This is a genomic window from Mycobacterium sp. NGS63, assembly GCF_059812295.1.
Genome location: NZ_JCALCJ010000009.1, coordinates 95,896 through 112,048 on the forward strand (window position 1 = coordinate 95,896; position 16,153 = coordinate 112,048).

General features: G+C 67.6%; 15 protein-coding genes and 1 riboswitch. Of the genes, 5 read left to right on the forward strand and 10 right to left on the reverse strand.

Translation table 11 applies throughout. The annotated features are described in order from the left end of the window. Position 1: 1 nt before the first annotated feature. On the reverse strand, positions 2-1,030 hold the full coding sequence (gene yhjD, locus AC5Y4Z_RS21615) for an inner membrane protein YhjD (protein ID WP_499966878.1): 1,029 nt from the start codon (positions 1,028-1,030) through the stop codon (positions 2-4). A 7-nt stretch (positions 1,031-1,037) separates the two neighbouring features. Next, positions 1,038-2,057, reverse strand: coding sequence for a tryptophan--tRNA ligase (gene trpS / locus AC5Y4Z_RS21620; protein WP_499966880.1), 1,020 nt, complete (start codon positions 2,055-2,057; stop codon positions 1,038-1,040). A 139-nt stretch (positions 2,058-2,196) separates the two neighbouring features. On the opposite strand from trpS, the gene ephH reads away from it, so the two are divergent. Continuing rightward, positions 2,197-2,994, forward strand: a complete 798-nt coding sequence (gene ephH, locus AC5Y4Z_RS21625; protein WP_499967108.1) for an epoxide hydrolase EphH — start codon at positions 2,197-2,199, stop codon at positions 2,992-2,994. Here the strand turns inward: ephH and AC5Y4Z_RS21630 are convergent. Continuing rightward, positions 2,983-4,212: an NADP-dependent isocitrate dehydrogenase gene (locus tag AC5Y4Z_RS21630; protein WP_499966881.1), complete on the reverse strand. Its 1,230-nt coding sequence runs from the start codon at positions 4,210-4,212 to the stop codon at positions 2,983-2,985. The genes ephH and AC5Y4Z_RS21630 overlap by 12 nt on opposite strands. Positions 4,213-4,239: 27 nt before the next feature. Further along, a complete protein-coding gene (locus AC5Y4Z_RS21635) occupies positions 4,240-6,477 on the reverse strand; it encodes an NADP-dependent isocitrate dehydrogenase (protein WP_499966882.1) in 2,238 nt (745 codons plus the stop codon). A gap of 190 nt (positions 6,478-6,667) precedes the next feature. Next, positions 6,668-6,785: riboswitch (SAM riboswitch) on the forward strand. A 144-nt stretch (positions 6,786-6,929) separates the two neighbouring features. Between AC5Y4Z_RS21635 and AC5Y4Z_RS21640 the strand changes: the two genes are divergently transcribed. Genes AC5Y4Z_RS21640 through AC5Y4Z_RS21650 form a run of 3 tightly spaced genes read left to right on the forward strand, consistent with a single transcriptional unit; the run spans position 6,930 to position 10,144 of the window. Then, the gene (locus AC5Y4Z_RS21640; RefSeq protein ID WP_499966883.1) at positions 6,930-8,282 is read left to right on the forward strand and encodes a bifunctional o-acetylhomoserine/o-acetylserine sulfhydrylase; all 1,353 of its coding nucleotides are present in this window, start codon (positions 6,930-6,932) and stop codon (positions 8,280-8,282) included. 9 nt (positions 8,283-8,291) lie between these two features. Then, positions 8,292-9,416, forward strand: a complete 1,125-nt coding sequence (gene metX / locus AC5Y4Z_RS21645) for a homoserine O-acetyltransferase MetX (RefSeq protein WP_499966885.1) — start codon at positions 8,292-8,294, stop codon at positions 9,414-9,416. After that, positions 9,413-10,144, forward strand: coding sequence for a class I SAM-dependent methyltransferase (locus AC5Y4Z_RS21650; protein WP_499966886.1), 732 nt, complete (start codon positions 9,413-9,415; stop codon positions 10,142-10,144). Before metX ends, AC5Y4Z_RS21650 begins: the two co-directional genes overlap by 4 nt. 4 nt (positions 10,145-10,148) lie before the next feature. On the opposite strand, the gene AC5Y4Z_RS21655 is transcribed toward AC5Y4Z_RS21650, so the two are convergent. The 5 genes from AC5Y4Z_RS21655 to AC5Y4Z_RS21675 all read right to left on the reverse strand — a co-directional run bounded on the left by AC5Y4Z_RS21655 (position 10,149) and on the right by AC5Y4Z_RS21675 (position 15,117). Continuing rightward, positions 10,149-11,381, reverse strand: coding sequence for a PE-PPE domain-containing protein (locus tag AC5Y4Z_RS21655; RefSeq protein ID WP_499966888.1), 1,233 nt, complete (start codon positions 11,379-11,381; stop codon positions 10,149-10,151). 94 nt (positions 11,382-11,475) lie between these two features. After that, a complete protein-coding gene (locus AC5Y4Z_RS21660) occupies positions 11,476-12,510 on the reverse strand; it encodes an aminotransferase class V-fold PLP-dependent enzyme (protein WP_499967109.1) in 1,035 nt (344 codons plus the stop codon). Between the two features lie 55 nt (positions 12,511-12,565). After that, complete coding sequence (locus tag AC5Y4Z_RS21665) at positions 12,566-13,147, reverse strand: VapC50 family PIN domain-containing toxin (protein ID WP_499966889.1); 582 nt, start codon at positions 13,145-13,147, stop codon at positions 12,566-12,568. Positions 13,148-13,160: 13 nt separating this feature from the next. Further along, on the reverse strand, positions 13,161-13,610 hold the full coding sequence (locus AC5Y4Z_RS21670; RefSeq protein ID WP_499966891.1) for a helix-turn-helix domain-containing protein: 450 nt from the start codon (positions 13,608-13,610) through the stop codon (positions 13,161-13,163). A gap of 73 nt (positions 13,611-13,683) precedes the next feature. Beyond that, complete coding sequence (locus AC5Y4Z_RS21675) at positions 13,684-15,117, reverse strand: FAD-dependent oxidoreductase (RefSeq protein WP_499967111.1); 1,434 nt, start codon at positions 15,115-15,117, stop codon at positions 13,684-13,686. Positions 15,118-15,397: 280 nt separating this feature from the next. Here AC5Y4Z_RS21675 and AC5Y4Z_RS21680 point away from each other — a divergent pair, with 280 nt between their 5' ends. Next, positions 15,398-15,880 (forward strand): DUF732 domain-containing protein, encoded by a 483-nt coding sequence (locus AC5Y4Z_RS21680; RefSeq protein WP_499966893.1) that lies wholly within the window; start codon positions 15,398-15,400, stop codon positions 15,878-15,880. Here the strand turns inward: AC5Y4Z_RS21680 and AC5Y4Z_RS21685 are convergent. Beyond that, on the reverse strand, positions 15,877-16,152 hold the full coding sequence (locus tag AC5Y4Z_RS21685) for a DUF3017 domain-containing protein (RefSeq protein ID WP_499966894.1): 276 nt from the start codon (positions 16,150-16,152) through the stop codon (positions 15,877-15,879). The genes AC5Y4Z_RS21680 and AC5Y4Z_RS21685 overlap by 4 nt on opposite strands. Position 16,153: the final 1 nt, after the last annotated feature.

The window sequence follows — 16,153 nt, forward strand, 5'->3', positions numbered from 1 at the left end:
GCTAACGCAGCCGCCGGGCCAGCCGGGAAAATGCCAGCGCCCCAACGGCCCCCAGGCCGACCGCGGTCAGCGTCTGACGCGTGCTGAGCCCCTCGTCCACCTGCACCCGCGGCGCGATGATCGCCGGCGGCGGGGGCTCGACGGACTCGGCGCGCGGATCGTCGGACGCGGTGGCCGCCCAGGCGGCGGCGAACAGGACCAGATACGCGGTGATGTAGGCGAACACCATCAGCCCCAGCACCGGCCCGAAGGTGGCGCCCGCGGGGCTGCGCAGCACCGTCTTGAGGTAGAGCGACGCCACCTGCTTGAACACCTCGAAGCCGACCGCCGCGAGCAGCCCGGCCCGCATCGAGTCGGCGACGTTGACCTTCTCCCGCGGCAGCCGCGCGATCATCCAGGTGAACAGCATCCACGACACCAGCAGCGAGATCAGGATCGAGATCAGCCGGAACAGCCAGTCGAACACCGAAAACTCGGGTATTCCAAGCCATCTCAGCACCGCGGCCATGGGAGCGGCGTGCCCGAGCGCGGTCAGTACGACGGTCGCCAGCGCCACCACGAACGTCCCCACCATCGCCAGCAGGTCCGAAAGCTTCTCGCGCACAAAGCCCGGCGACTCGACGCGCTGAGACCACCACATCTCGGTCACCGCCCCGCGTAGATGCGAGATCCAGCCCAGGCCGGCCCACGCCGCGGTCGCCAGGCCGATCACACCGACCGAGGTCCGCGCCTCGATCGCCGAGTTCATCAGGTCCACGAGCTGTTGGGAAAGGGAGCCCGTCACCGCGGACCGGATGTGGTCGTCGATCGTGGCCAGCAGCTGCGGGCGGCGCGTCAGCAGGAACCCGAACGCCGCGAAACCGACCATCAGCAACGGGAATAGCGCAAAGATCGTGTAGTACGAGAGGCCGGCCGCGTAGAAGCCGCCGTTGCGGTCGCCGAAGCGCTGGTAAGCGCGCACGACATGGTCGAGCCACCCGAACCGGGCCCGCAGCCGGTCGAGAATCCCCGGCTTGGTCGGCGCGCTCATGGTCAACCTATTCGGCTAGCGGAAGAAAACCCAACCGATCGTAAACCCGCCGAACGGTTTTGCCGGCCACATCCTCGGCGCGCTGCGCGCCCGCCGCGAGCACCGACTCCAATTCGGCGCGGTCGGCCATCAATTCGTCGACACGCGCCTTGATCGGCCCGACGAACTCGACGACGGCGTCGGCGGTGTCCTTCTTCAAATCGCCGTAGCCGCGCCCGGCGTAGCCCTCGACGAGCTTGTCGATGCCGACCCCGGTGACCGCCGACTGGATGGTCAGCAGGTTCGACACACCGGGCTTGGCCGCTGTGTCGTAACGGATCTCGCGCTCGCTGTCGGTCACGGCGGAGCGAATCTTCTTGGCCGACAACGCCGGGTCGTCGAGCAGGTTGATCAGCCCGGCGTCGGTGGCCGCCGACTTGCTCATCTTCGACGTCGGATCCTGCAGGTCGTAGATCTTGGCGGTGACCTTCGGGATGAGCACGTCGGGAACCACGAAGGTGTCCGGGAAGCGGGCGTTGAACCGCTGCGCGATGTCGCGCGCCAGCTCCAGGTGCTGACGCTGGTCCTCCCCCACCGGCACCAGGTCGCTGTCGTAGGCCAGCACGTCCGCGGCCTGCAGAACGGGATAGGTGAACAGGCCCACCGTCGTCGAGTCGCTGCCCTGGCGCGTCGACTTGTCCTTGAACTGCGTCATCCGCGACGCCTGCCCGAAGCCGGTGAAGCAGCCCAGCACCCACGCCAGCTGGGCGTGGGCGGGCACGTGGCTCTGCACGAACACGGTGCTGCGGCCGGGGTCGATGCCCAGCGCCAGGTACTGGGCGGCGGTCACCAGGGTGCGGCGGCGCAGGGCCTCGGGGTCCTGCGGAATCGTGATCGCGTGCAGGTCGACGACGCAGAAGAACGGGTCGTGGTCGTCCTGCAGCCCGACCCACTGCGTGATCGCGCCCAACGCGTTGCCGAGGTGAAGCGAGTCGGACGTGGGCTGCACGCCGGAGAAGATCCGGCTGGATCCGGTAGCGGTGCTCATGATGCCGTTGATCTTTTCACGACGGGCACCACGGGCTTCGACCACTGGTCACCCCTTGTTGCGGTACCGGCGGTACCGCCTTTACTGTCGGGGAATGACGTCTAGAGCGCCCATCCACCTCGGCTCCGGGGAACCGGTGTTGTTCCTGCACCCCTTCCTGCTGTCCCAGAACGTGTGGGAGGACGTGGCGCAGCGGGTGGCCGACACCGGCCGCTACGAGGTGTTCGCCCCCACCATGGCCGGTCACAACGGCGGCCCGTACGCCGGCACCTGGTTGCTGAGCTCCGCGGTGCTGGCCGACGGCGTCGAGCGGCAGATGGACGAGCTGGGCTGGAAGACCGCGCACATCGTCGGCAACTCGCTGGGCGGCTGGGTCGCGTTCGAACTCGAGCGGCGCGGGCGCGCCCGCAGCATCACCGGCATCGCGCCGGCCGGCGGGTGGACGCGCTGGACCCCGGGCAAATTCCAGGTGATCGGCAAGTTCGTCGCCTTGATGCCGATCCTGCTGGCGTCTCGGTTGCTCGGGCAACGGGCGCTGCGGCTGCCCTTCAGCCGTCGGCTGGCGACCCTGCCGTTGAGCGGATCGCCGGACGGCGTCAGCGAGCGCCAGCTGTCCGGCATCGTCGACGACGCCGGGCACTGCCCGGCCTACTTCCAGCTGATGGTCAAGGCGCTGGCGCAGCCCGGGCTGCTGGAGTTGGCCGAGACGGCCGTCCCGGCCCACCTGGTGCTGTGCGAGAAGGATCGAATCTTCCCGCCCAAGCGGTTCAGCCGGCATTTCACCGATTTCCTGCCCAAGTCAACGAAGGTGACGACGCTCGATGGCGTCGGTCATGTCCCGATGCTGGAGGCACCCGAGCGCGTCGCCGGGGTGATCACCGACTTCCTCGACGGATGCACCGAGGGCGAGGCGCCCCGCCGGGAGTCAGCCGGCTAGCGCCTTCTCCAGGTTCTCGGCGATCGAATTGAGAAAGTCCTCGCTGTTCTGATACTCCTGATCGGGCCCGATCAGGATGGCGAGGTCCTTGGTCATCTTGCCGCCCTCGACGGTGGAGATCACGACCTCCTCCAGCTTCTGGGCGAAGTCGGTGACCTCGGGGGTGTCGTCCAGCTTGCCGCGGTGCTGCAGCCCGCGCGTCCAGGCGAAGATCGAGGCGATCGGGTTGGTCGACGTCGGCTTGCCGGCCTGGTACTGGCGGAAGTGGCGGGTGACGGTGCCGTGCGCGGCCTCGGCCTCCACCGTCTTGCCGTCGGCCGTCATCAGCACCGACGTCATCAGGCCCAGTGACCCGTAGCCCTGCGCGACGGTGTCGGACTGCACGTCGCCGTCGTAGTTCTTGCAGGCCCACACGTAGCCGCCCTCCCACTTGAGGCAGGCGGCCACCATGTCGTCGATGAGCCGGTGCTCGTAGGTCAGGCCCTCGGCCTCGAACTGCTCCTTGAATTCCTCGTCGTAGATGCGCTGGAACTCGTCCTTGAACATGCCGTCGTAGGCCTTGAGGATGGTGTTCTTGGTGGACAAGTACACCGGCCATTTGGCGTTCAGGCCGTAGGTGAACGACGCCCGCGCGAAGTCCTGGATGGACTGCTTGAAGTTGTACATCCCCATCACGACGCCGCCGTCCTCGGGGATGGTCACCATCTCGTGCACCATCGGCTCGCTGCCGTCGGCGGGGGTGAACGTCAGCGAGACGGTGCCGGGCTTGTCGACCTTGAAGTTGGTCGCCCGGTACTGGTCGCCGAAAGCGTGACGGCCGATGACAATCGGCTTGGTCCAGCCCGGAACCAGGCGCGGCACATTGGAGATCACGATCGGCTCGCGGAAGATGGTGCCGCCCAGGATGTTCCGGATGGTCCCGTTGGGCGACAGCCACATCTTCTTCAGGTTGAACTCGGCGACGCGGGCCTCGTCGGGGGTGATGGTGGCGCACTTGACGCCCACGCCGTGCTTCTTGATGGCATAGGCCGCGTCGATCGTCACCTGGTCGTCGGTGCGGTCGCGGTGCTCCATGCCCAGGTCGTAGTACTCCAGGTTGATGTCGAGATGAGGCAGGATCAGCATGTCCTTGATGAGCTTCCAGATGACGCGGGTCATCTCGTCACCGTCGAGCTCGACTACCGGGCCCTTGACCTTGATCTTGGATTCGCCTGTCATATCGAGCTCGACTTCCTCTCGCGGCCCTTAGTTTTGCGAAGCTGCCAGCGCTTCGTTGAACGTCTTGCTCGGCCGCATCACTGCAGTCGTCTTGTCCGTGTCCGGGCGGTAGTAGCCACCGATGTCGACCGCCTCGCCCTGCGCCGCCGCGAGTTCGGCGACGATCGTGTCCTCGTTGCGGCTCAATTCGTCGGCCAGCGCGGCGAAGTGCTCGCGCAACTGTTCGTCGTCGGATTGCGCGGCGAGTTCCTCGGCCCAGTACAGCGCCAGGTAGAACTGGCTGCCGCGATTGTCGAGTTCGCCGGTCTTGCGCGACGGGCTCTTGTTGTTCTCCAACAGCTTGCCGATCGCCGCATCCAGCGTCTTGCCCAAAATTTTGGCGCCCTCGTTGCCGGTCTTGATGCCGACGTCCTCGAAACACGCTCCCAGAGCAAGGAACTCACCGAGGGAATCCCAGCGCAGATGGTTTTCCTCGACGAGCTGGTGGACGTGCTTCGGTGCCGAACCGCCGGCTCCCGTCTCGTACATCGCGCCGCCGGACAACAGCGGGACGATGGACAGCATCTTGGCGCTGGTGCCCAACTCCAGGATCGGGAACAGGTCGGTGAGGTAGTCGCGCAGGATGTTCCCGGTCGCGGCGATGGTGTCCTGCCCGCGCATCGCACGCTCCAGCGTGTACCTCATGGCCCACACCTGCGGCATGATCTGGATTTCCAGGCCCTCGGTGTCGTGCTCCTTCAGGTACGCCTTGACCTTCCTGCGCAGCTCGACCTCGTGCGGCCGTTCGGTGTCCAGCCAGAACACCACCGTCATGCCCGAGTTTCGCGCCCGGTTGACGGCCAGCTTGACCCAGTCGCGGATCGCCTCGTCGGTGACGATGGGCATCCGCCAGATGTCGCCCTCTTCCACGTTTTGGCTGAGCAGGACCTCCCCGGTGTCGAGGTCGACGATGTTGGCGACGCCGTCCTCGGGGATCTCGAATGTCTTGTCGTGGCTGCCGTATTCCTCGGCCTGCTGCGCCATCAGGCCGACGTTGGGCACCGTGCCCATCGTCGTCGGGTCGAACTGCCCGTGGGTTTTGCAGAAGTTGATGATCTCCTGGTAGATGCGGGAGAAGGTCGACTCGGGGTTGACGGCCTTGGTGTCCTTCTGCCGGCCGTCGGCGCCCCACATCTTGCCGCCGGCGCGGATCATCGCCGGCATCGACGCATCCACGATGACGTCGCTGGGCGAATGGAAGTTGGTGATGCCCTTGGCCGAATCGACCATCGCCAGCTCGGGACGGTGTTCGTGGCAGGCGTGCAGGTCGCGAATGATCTCCTCGTGCAGCGACGCCGGCAGCGACTCGATCTTGTCGTAGAGATCGACCAACCCGTTGTTGACGTTGACGCCGAGTTCGTCGAACAGCTCCTGGTGCTTGGCGAACGCGTCCTTGTAGTAGATCTTCACGGCGTGGCCGAAGACGATGGGATGAGAGACCTTCATCATGGTCGCCTTGACGTGGAGTGAGAACATCACGCCGGTCTCGTAGGCGTCCTGCAGCTGCTCCTCGTAGAACTCGCAGAGCGCCTTGCGGCTCATGAACATGCTGTCGATGACGTCGCCGTCGCGCAGCTCGACCTTTTCCTTGAGCTCGAGGGTCCGGCCGCCTTTGGTTTCCAGCACCATCTTCACGTTGCGCGCGTGATCCAGCGTCATCGACTTCTCCCCGTGGTAGAAGTCGCCGTGCCGCATGGTCGCGACGTGGGTGCGCGCCGCCGGCGAAAACTCCCCCATGCTGTGCGGGTGCCTGCGCGCGTACTCCTTGACGGCCTTGGGCGCGCGCCGGTCGGAGTTGCCCTCACGCAGCACCGGGTTGACCGCGCTGCCAAGGCATTTGGCGTAGCGCTCACGAATCGCCTTGTCCTCGTCGGTCTTCGGATTCTGCGGAAAGTCCGGGACCTTGAAGCCCTTTGCCTGCAGCTCCTTGACCGCGGCGATCAACTGCGGCACCGAGGCGCTGATGTTCGGCAGCTTGATGATGTTGGTGTCGGGCCGCTTCGTCAGCGCGCCCAGTTCCGCCAGGTCGTCCGGCACCCGCTGCTCTTCGGTCAGGTGATCGGGAAATTCGGCCAGGATCCGGGCGGCCAGGGAGATGTCAGCGGTCTCGATCTTGAGGCCCGCCGGCTCGGCGAAGGCCCGCACGATCGGCAGGAAAGCGTAGGTCGCCAGCAGCGGCGCCTCGTCGGTCAGCGTGTAGATGACGGTCGGCTGTTCGGCGCACACGGTCCATCTCTCCCGGCGTCATTGATCAGATATCGATGGGGCTCAGCGTTCTGCTTGCCACGTTATCAAGGGTGTTTGGACAGGTGTCGACCGCAGGCCAGCGCGCTGAACTGCGGCACCGGCGGACGCCGGGCCCTCGGAGCCGGCTCGAGTTGGCGGGGACTCGCCGCTATGAGATAGGCTTCACATCGGTCATGAGCGCCAGCGCTAAGCCCCGGCTTGCTGGCCGGCAACCCTCCAACCGCGGTGGGGTGCCCCGGGTGAAAGACCAGGTCTAGTAGCCACAGGCTGCGCGGCAAGCGCGGGTCCGCCATACCGGGCCCCCTGACTAGAGGGGAAACGTGATGTGCATTCATCAAGCTCATTCGCGGCGTTTTGCCTGCCGTCGCTAGTCGACCGCGCACTTCCGATGCCCGAATTCATGCCCTTCCGAGAAGAAAGCACCACCGCACGTGAGCTCTGAGAACAGCGAGACCGATACCACCGACCCGACCGCGCATTGGTCGTTCGAGACCAAGCAGGTGCACGCCGGCCAGCAGCCCGACCCGACCACCCACGCCCGCGCCCTGCCGATCTACGCCACCACCTCCTACACCTTCGACGACACCGCACACGCCGCAGCGCTGTTCGGGCTCGAGGTTCCCGGCAACATCTACACGCGGATCGGCAACCCGACCACCGACGTCGTCGAGCAACGCGTCGCCGCGCTCGAAGGCGGGGTCGCCGCGCTGTTCCTGAGCTCCGGGCAGGCGGCTGAGACATTCGCCATATTGAACCTCGCCTGTGCCGGGGATCACATCGTCTCCAGCCCGCGGCTCTACGGCGGCACGTACAACCTGTTCCACTACTCGCTGGCCAAGCTCGGCATCGAGGTCAGCTTCGTCGACGATCCCGACGACCTCGATTCGTGGCAGGCCGCCGTCCGGCCGAACACCAAGGCGTTTTTCGCCGAGACCATCTCCAACCCGCAGATCGACGTGCTGGACACCCCCGGGGTCGCCGGGGTGGCCCACGCCAACGGGGTGCCGCTGATCGTCGACAACACCATCGCCACGCCGTATTTGATCCAGCCGTTCACCCAGGGCGCCGACGTCGTCGTGCACTCGGCGACCAAGTACCTGGGCGGGCACGGCTCGGCGATCGCGGGCGTCATCGTCGACGGCGGGACGTTCGACTGGACGCAGGGCCGCTTCCCCGGGTTCACCACGCCCGACCCCAGTTACCACGGCGTGGTGTACGCCGAGCTGGGGCCGCCGGCGTACGCGCTGAAGGCCCGCGTGCAGCTGCTGCGCGACCTGGGTTCGGCCGCGTCGCCGTTCAACGCGTTTTTGGTGGCCCACGGTCTGGAGACACTGAGCCTGCGCATGGAGCGCCATGTCGCCAACGCCCGACGGGTCGCCGAATTCCTGGCCGGCCACGACGGGGTGGTGTCCGTGAACTACGCGGGGCTGCCCAGCTCGCCGTGGTACGAACGCGGAAAGAAGCTGGCGCCCAAGGGAACCGGCGCCGTGCTGGCGTTCGAGCTGGCCGGCGGCGTCGACGCCGGCAAGGCGTTCGTCAACGCGCTGCAGCTGCACAGCCACGTCGCGAACATCGGCGACGTGCGCTCGCTGGTGATTCACCCGGCGTCGACCACCCATGCCCAGCTGAGCCCCGAGGAGCAGCTGACGACGGGAGTCAGCCCCGGCCTGGTGCGGCTGGCCGTCGGCATCGAGGGCATCGACGACATCCTGGCCGACCTGGAGCTCGGTTTCGCGGCGGCACGCAAGTTCAGCGGTGATTCGCACAGCGTGGCGGCGTTCTGAGGACCTGACATGACGATCTCCGAGGTTGGAACCCAGACCCTGCCGGCTGAGGGCGAAGTCGGGTTTGTCCACATCGGCTCGCTGCGGCTGGAAAGCGGTGAGGTGATCGACGATGTCTGCATCGCCATCCAGCGCTGGGGCGAGCTGTCGCCCACGCGCGACAACGTGGTGGTGGTGCTGCACGCGCTCACCGGCGACTCGCACATCACCGGGCCCGCCGGGCCCGGGCACCCCACGCCGGGCTGGTGGGACGGCGTGGCCGGGCCCGGCGCGCCGATCGACACCGAGCGCTGGTGCGCGGTGGCCACCAACGTGCTGGGCGGCTGCCGCGGCTCCACCGGCCCCAGCTCGCTCGCGCGCGACGGAAAGCCTTGGGGCTCACGGTTTCCGCTGATCTCGGTGCGCGACCAAGTGGCGGCGGACATCGCGGCGCTGGCCGCGCTGGGCATCGACCAGGTGGCCGCCGTGGTGGGCGGATCCATGGGCGGCGCAAGGGCTTTGGAGTGGATCGTCGGCCATCCCGAGCGGGTGCGGGCCGGGCTGCTGCTGGCCGTCGGCGCGCGTGCCACCGGTGACCAGATCGGCACCCAGACCACGCAGATCGCGGCGATCAAGGCCGATCCCGACTGGCAGGGCGGCGACTACTACGAGACGGGCAGGGCGCCGGCCGCCGGCCTGACGATCGCGCGCCGGTTCGCGCACCTGACCTATCGCGGCGAGGCCGAGCTGGACACCCGGTTCGCCAACGACAGCCAGGGCGACGAGGACCCGGCGAACGGAGGCCGCTACGCCGTGCAGAGCTACCTGGAACATCAGGGCGACAAGCTGCTGGCCCGCTTCGACGCCGGCAGCTACGTCATCCTGACCGAGGCGCTGAACAGCCACGACGTCGGCCGCGGCCGCGGCGGCGTCGAAGCGGCGCTGCGCGGCTGCCCGGTGCCGGTGGTGGTGGGCGGCATCACCTCCGACCGGCTCTACCCGCTGCGCCTGCAGGAGGAGCTGGCCGAGCTGCTGCCGGGCTGCGCCGAACTGCATGTGGTCGAGTCGATCTGCGGGCACGACGGGTTCTTGGTGGAGTCCGAGGCCGTCGGCGAGTTGATCCGCAAGACTCTCGGATTGGCCGACGCACGGTGACCCGGGCCGGCCAAGACCGCTCGCTGTCGTTCGGCTCGGCGGCCGCGGCCTACGAGCGCGGCCGACCCTCCTATCCGCCGGAGGCCATCGACTGGCTGCTGCCGCGCGGGGCGCGCCAGGTGCTCGACCTGGGGGCGGGCACCGGCAAGCTGACCACCCGGCTGGTGGAGCGCGGCCTGGACGTGGTGGCCGTCGACCCGATTCCCGACATGCTGGAAGTGCTGCGCGCCTCGCTGCCGGAAACCCGTGCCCTGCTGGGCACCGCCGAGGAGATTCCGTTGGAGGACAACAGCGTTGACGCCGTGCTGGTCGCGCAGGCGTGGCACTGGGTCAATCCCGAGCGCGCGATTCCCGAGGTGGCCCGGGTGCTGCGGCCGGGCGGGCGGCTCGGGCTGGTGTGGAACACCCGTGACGAACGGCTGGGCTGGGTGCGCGAGCTGGGCGAGATCATCGGCTCCGACGGCGACGGCCGCTTCGACGTCAGCCTGTCCGAGTCGTTCACGTTGCCGGAGCGGCATCAGGTCGAGTGGACGAATTACCTTACGCCGCAAGCGCTGATCGACCTGGTGGCCTCGCGCAGCTACTGCATCACCTCGCCGACCGAGGTCCGCGCCCGGACGCTCGAGCAGGTGCGCGAGTTGCTGGCCACCCATCCGGCGCTGACGAATTCGACCGGTTTGGCCCTGCCGTATGTCACCGTCTGCATCCGCGCGGCGCTGGTGGGGTGACGGTCTAGGGCAAGCCGACCAGTGCGCCTTGGGAGAAGTACGGTCCGGCGCCCGGCGTCAGGGACGAATAGCCGTAATCGACGATCGGCCGCAGGAACCCGTTGAGGTCGTTGACGATTGGTTGTGGGACACCGAGCTGCTGAAGCGGCAACAACATCGGCAAAGTCGGTGACGGGACCATGTACGTGGTGACCGTGCCGCCCAGCGAGGTGGTCGTACTGGACACCTCCACCGCGTCCGAGAGCGAGGCCAGCGACGTCGTGTTGTGGTGGTAGATCCCGCCGAACAGCGAGTTCACCCAGGCCGGCAGATCCCACGGCCGGTCGGGCGGATTGCCGAAGAAGTCATACTGCCCGAACACCACGCTGACGTCGTATTGGGTGTTCGGCAGTCCCTGCGCCGTGTAGTCGACGAAAGGCACGGTAAACCCATTCGGCAAATACGTGCGGAACAGGCCGGTCTCGGGGCCGTTGAACTCGGCGAACTGCAGGGCGCTGCGCGGTGGCGCGGTCGGATCGGCTGCCAGGTAAGCCAATTCGCGGTTGACGACGATGGTTCCCTCCGACAGCGCGGCGATGTGCACCGGCGAACCATTGCCGTTCAGAAACGCATTCATGATCTGGTCGTTGAGCGCCCGCTGCCCCATGGCCACGGCGGCGTTGACGCCGGGAGCGGCCAGGCTACCGCTCACGATGCCGATGCTGGCCGGGTAGTTGACCACCTGAGCGGTGGTGCCCGGGAACCAGTTCTCCCCGATGGCGTGGTTGAGCAGGTCGTAGCCCTGCAGCACCGAGAGGGACAGCGGCCCCGGGATGCTGCCCGCATATACCAACTGCCCCAGGTAGGGCAGCTCGGTGATGAAGTTCGGGTAGTAAAGCGGTCCGGCGCCGGGAACCGTGATCCGCGTACCCGCCGCCGCGACCGGGGCCGGCGGGCCCCCCAGCAGCGTCTCGGCCGTCGCGATATCGGTGGTCAGATAGGTGTTCGCGTTCGCCGCCACGGTGTGCACGAACATTTCCTGCGCCTGCGCCGCTTGGGCGGTGAGCGCCTGGAACTCCCGGCCATGCGCCCCGAACAACCCGGCGATGCAGGCAGACACCTCGTCGGCGCCCGCGGGCACCAGCGACGTCGTGGCATTCGCAGCCGCCGCATTCGCCGTGTCGACCGCGGACCCGATGCCGCCCAAGTCCTCCGCAGCAGCCGACAACCATTCGGGTGTTACGAGGACGTACGACACTGGCGCCTCTTTGCGGGAGCGAACACGGGTGGCTGTGAGGGTACTCGCGGCCGGGACGCCAGGCGTGACTTTGGGCGCAGCAGGCGGTGAGGACCTACGGCCGGAGCGCGTCGAGAAGCCGGTCGAGGTCTTCGTCGGTGTTGTACAGGTGGAATCCGACGCGGGTCGCGCCCGCGCGCGGCGATGCCCGGATGCCGGCCCGCTGCAGGGCATCGGTCGCGCGGTCGGCGGGGAAGGCCACGATCGCCGATTCGGATGCCGCCAACCGCAGTTCGTCACGCAGCCGGTTGGCCAATCGCAGCGTGTGGGCCTGCACCGCGGCCCGATCCATCGAGGCAAGCCACCTCAACGAGATCGCCGCGCCCAGCACGCTGAACCACACCGGCGACGCGTCGAACCGCCGTGCGTCGCCGGCCAGCCGCATCGGCAGCCCGTACAGCGACGCCCACATGTCGGCGGCCGCGTAGGGGTTGGCCGCGTGCGGCACCATCGCGTCGAACATGCGCTGGCTCAACGACATCCACGCGACCCCGCGCGGGCCGAGCAGCCATTTGTAGCTCGCCGCGACCGTGACGTCGACCCACGGCAGCGTGACGTTCTTCCAGCCCAGGGCCTGGCTCACGTCGAGCACGGTGATGGTGCGCGATTCCGCGACGTTGGCCCGCAGGGCCTCGAGATCGAGCACGGCGCCGTCGGCGGACTGGACCAGGCTGGCCGCCACGACGTCGAAATCGCCGGCCGCTGCCTCGAACCGGCCGGGTGCCAGCTCGGTGACGGTGACGCCGCGTGCGGCCTGGGCGGCGAACGGGAAGGTGACGCTGGCGAACTCGCCGCGCAAGGTCGCCACCCGGGCGTCGTCGGGGATCGCCGCGGCGACCAGGCCGATCGACGACGACACGCTGGTCCCCACCGCGACCCGGTGCGTGTCGGCGCCGACCAGCGACGCGTACGCCGCCCGGCTGGCGCGCAGCGGCTCGTCGAAGGCGCCGATCTGTAGCTCGCCCTCTTCCCATTCGCGGATGCAGTCGCGCAGCGCCCCGGTCGTAAACCGCGGCGGCAGCCCGAATGTGGGCGTGTCGAGGAATCCTTCGGCGCCGACGAACTCCGCACCGAACGCTTCGCGGGTCATCTTGTCGGCCCCGTTCGTCATTCCACTTTTGACATAAGCGCTATGGCGGCGTTCGTCACAGAGGAGTTATTCCGAATCCGTGCAGCGGCAATAGCCTGCGGGCTGTGGCAGCGAAGTTGGGAACGCCGCTGGCCGCCAGCGCATCGAGTAGCCGGTGTGCGCTGAACGGCGGATTCCGCCACGCTGCCATCATTCCAGAAAGCGCTGCGCGCGTTGCCTCCTCATAGAGATCGAGCTGGTCGAGCAGGAACTCGTCCGGGTGCCGCACTTCGATGTTGTAGGGTGCGACGGCCGCGGCGGGAAATCCGGTCCTGTCCGTCGTGACGATTACCTCGGTACGCTCGCGGACCGCTGCGGCAAGCACATGTCGGTCCTTCTCGTTGTTGCGCATGGCGGAAATCAGCTCTTGATAGCCGGTGACTTCGGCATCGATGAAGTTGCTTCGCATCGCATGCAGGCGTTTGTCGGCCTTGTTCGGAGATACGCCCAACTTCTCGACCATGGTGCGCCGAGTCTCGTTGAGTACGTCTTCGGACCACAATGGCCGGTAGATCCCCTCGTCGGCCAGGCGGAGCAGAACATCGGCAAGTGGATACGGGGCGAGTACACAAGCGTCCAACAAAACTGGAAACGCCATATACTCCGAATCCCTACTGTTCCTTGAGGAGTGCAGCTATCTCTTCCGCAGAATCCCGGGTCATGTCGTCCAGGGCTGCACGTCGTCGAGTCCTGGTCTCCCGCTGGTATTGCAGCAATGCATCGAGGCTGACCTTGCGGTGTCGCCCCGGCTTCTCATATGGGATCAAGCCGGACTCAAGCAGTTTCACCAAAGTTGGACGGGATATATTCAGGAGGTCGGCCGCTTCTTGCGTAGTCAATTTCTGCTGACGCGGCACCAGTGTGATGCCCTTGCCGTCAGCGAGCGCGCAGACAACGCTGTACAGCGCCTCACGTACCGGCGCGGGAAGGATGATCGGCTCGCGATCACCCGCACAAACCGAGACCTGCCCCGACGCAAGCGCCGCCAGCAGCGGGGTTAGGTCCGTAGGCTCCGGGGGCGGCAATACGGTCCGTTCTTCTACGGTTGGGGCGGCAGTCACGGAATCCAGAGTAAAACGAAAGAAACGAAAAGTCGAGGAACGATCCCTCACATCGAGCCGGAGCCCGGCGCGCTCACAAGTTCAATCCCGAGAACATGACGCGGTTGGGATCGTACTTCTGGCGCACCGCCGTCAGCTGCGACAGGTTCGGGCCGAAGTACCGCGATGCCGCGCTGTTGGCCTCCAGATAGTTGACGTAGCCGCCCACCGAGAACTGTTGCACGGCTTGGTGTGCGGAGCTGAGCCACTGCGTCGCCGCGGGCACCTGGTTGGCCGCCGGTTCGACGTACCACTGCAGCAGCGCCGACTGCTTGCGCCACGGGAAGGCCGTGTCGCCCGGCGCCACGTCGCCGACGGCGCCGTCCAGCGGGTCGACGAGCACCGACGCCTTGCCGGCCGAGGCCGGCCACTGCCCGATCGCCGTCGCGATGGCATGGGCCGCAGCGGAATTGATCGTCGTGAGCACGTCGGAGCCGGCCACGAACCCGACGGGCGAGGTCGTCGAGCTGCCACCGGCCAGATACGTCACCAGGTCCATGTGGCCGAGCGTCTTGTTCTGCACCGCCGTGGGCGCGACCCCGACCGCGGTCTTGATGGCGTCGACGACACCGGGGCCGGCGCCCGCCGGGCAGGTCGCCAGCACGTGGCAGTTCGGCTGGTTGCCGATCGAGAGATGCACTATCCCCCAGGTGTTTCGGTCCGCGGCGCTGAGCCACGACTGCCAGCCGCCCAGCACCTGCACCGCCGAAGCCGGCGGGAAGTCCAGCCGCACCACGTCGCTGTCGGCGGTCGCGAACGTCGCGAACGTCATCGAAGTCGTCACCCCGAAATTGCCGCCGCCCCCGCCGCGCAGCGCCCAGAACAGGTCCGGGTGGTCGGTCGCGGACGCGGTGACGACGTCACCACTGGGCAACACCACGGTGGCCGACTGCAGCGCGTCGCACGTCAGCCCGGCATGGCGGCAATCGGCGCCCACCCCGCCGCCCAGCGCCAGACCCGCGATGCCGACGCTCGGGTAGGTGGCGGTGGGGATCGCGCGGCCGGCTCCGGCCAGCGCCTGGTGCACGGCGTACAGGGTGGTCGCCGGCGTGACCGTCGCGTTGCCGGCGCCGTCCACGTTCGCGCCGCCGGGCAGCCCGCGCAGGTCGAGCACCATCGTCCCGTTGGCGCTCGACGCGCCGATGTAGGAATGACCACCGCCGCGCGGGGCGACCTTGAGCCCGTTGGCCGTCGCGAACGAGACCGCCTTCTGCACGTCGGACTGCGACGACACGGTGATCACCGCCGCCGGGTTGGAGTTGTTGTACAGCGAGTTGAAAACTTGCTTGCCCGTGGCGAATTGAGCGCCGTTGCCGGGCAGCACCACGCTGCCGCCGATGGAGGAGGCCAAGCCGCCCCAGCCGGTGGCGGGGTCCGCGGCCGCGCGGGCGCCCCCGAATGCCGCTCCGGTGGCGAGCATTCCGACGGCGCCGCGAAGAAACGTCTGGCGCGAGATCGCATGGGCCAGCGGACGGCCGTGATTCGTCGTCATGGGCCGGATTCTGGTCCAATCGGCACCCGAAAATCCGGCGCCCGCGCGAGTGTCAGGTAACAGTGTGGCCTCGATCGCGTGGCGGCTGCCCGCCCGTGAGTCGGCCCAATAAGCGACGTCACGGCCGCGCGGCGCTCACAAAACGCTTATTGTGCAAACCTTTACCGCACCGTGTTGTAAACGTGACAGTGATAGATCAGAGTTCCTGAAGTGACTCGAGTGCCCTCAGTGCACTCCGCGACGGATGGGGACTGGCATGAAGGCACTGGCGGCGGAAACTCAGCGTTGGATCTGGTCGTTTCGCCACCAGCCCCTGACCATCCGCCTGCTGGCCGTGGCGGCCGGCCTGCTCACCGTGGCCGCCGCCTTCGCCGCGCCGGCCGAGGCGGACCCAGCCACCGACGACGCCTTCATCGACGCGCTCAACCACGCCGGGGTCGACTTCGGCGAACCGGGGAACGCGATGTCGGTGGGTGAGTCCATCTGCCCGATGCTCGCGCAGCCGGGCGGGAATTTCGCGGGGGCCGTGGCGAGCGTCAGCCACCGGGGCATGTCGCCGCAGATGGCGCAGATGTTCACCACCATCGCCATCCAGATGTACTGCCCGCAGGAGATCGCCAACATCGCCAGCGGCAACCCGACCGCGGGCCTGCCCGGCGTGCCCGGCAACCTGGCCGGCGGCCTGCCCGCCAACCTGCCCGGCGCCCTCGGTCAAATCCCCGGCGTGCCAGGCATTTAACGCGTCCCCAGCGGGTCGATGGTCCACGCGATGTAGGCCATCGCCGCCGCGACGGCCGCGGTGGTCACAAAGTCCAGGCCCTTGCCGCGGACCACCAGCAGGCCGGCGCGCTCGTCGGATAGCAGCAACCGCAGCAGTGCCGCCACGCCGACCCCGATGCCGATCAGCAGGGCGCCGCGACGCCAGAAGTTGGCCGCCACCAACACGAACGCGGCGGAGAAGATCAGCTCGACCAACAGGATCGGCCACTGGGCCCTCAAGATGGCGCGCACG

Coding starts and splice junctions, on each gene's coding strand:
- yhjD (WP_499966878.1), bottom strand. CDS start 1,030: ATGAGCGCGCCGACCAAGCCGGGGATTCTCGACCGGCTGCGGGCCCGG.
- trpS (WP_499966880.1), bottom strand. CDS start 2,057: ATGAGCACCGCTACCGGATCCAGCCGGATCTTCTCCGGCGTGCAGCCC.
- AC5Y4Z_RS21630 (WP_499966881.1), bottom strand. CDS start 4,212: ATGACAGGCGAATCCAAGATCAAGGTCAAGGGCCCGGTAGTCGAGCTC.
- AC5Y4Z_RS21660 (WP_499967109.1), bottom strand. CDS start 12,510: ATGACCCGCGAAGCGTTCGGTGCGGAGTTCGTCGGCGCCGAAGGATTC.
- AC5Y4Z_RS21680 (WP_499966893.1), top strand. CDS start 15,398: ATGAAGGCACTGGCGGCGGAAACTCAGCGTTGGATCTGGTCGTTTCGC.
- metX (WP_499966885.1), top strand. CDS start 8,292: ATGACGATCTCCGAGGTTGGAACCCAGACCCTGCCGGCTGAGGGCGAA.
- AC5Y4Z_RS21665 (WP_499966889.1), bottom strand. CDS start 13,147: ATGGCGTTTCCAGTTTTGTTGGACGCTTGTGTACTCGCCCCGTATCCA.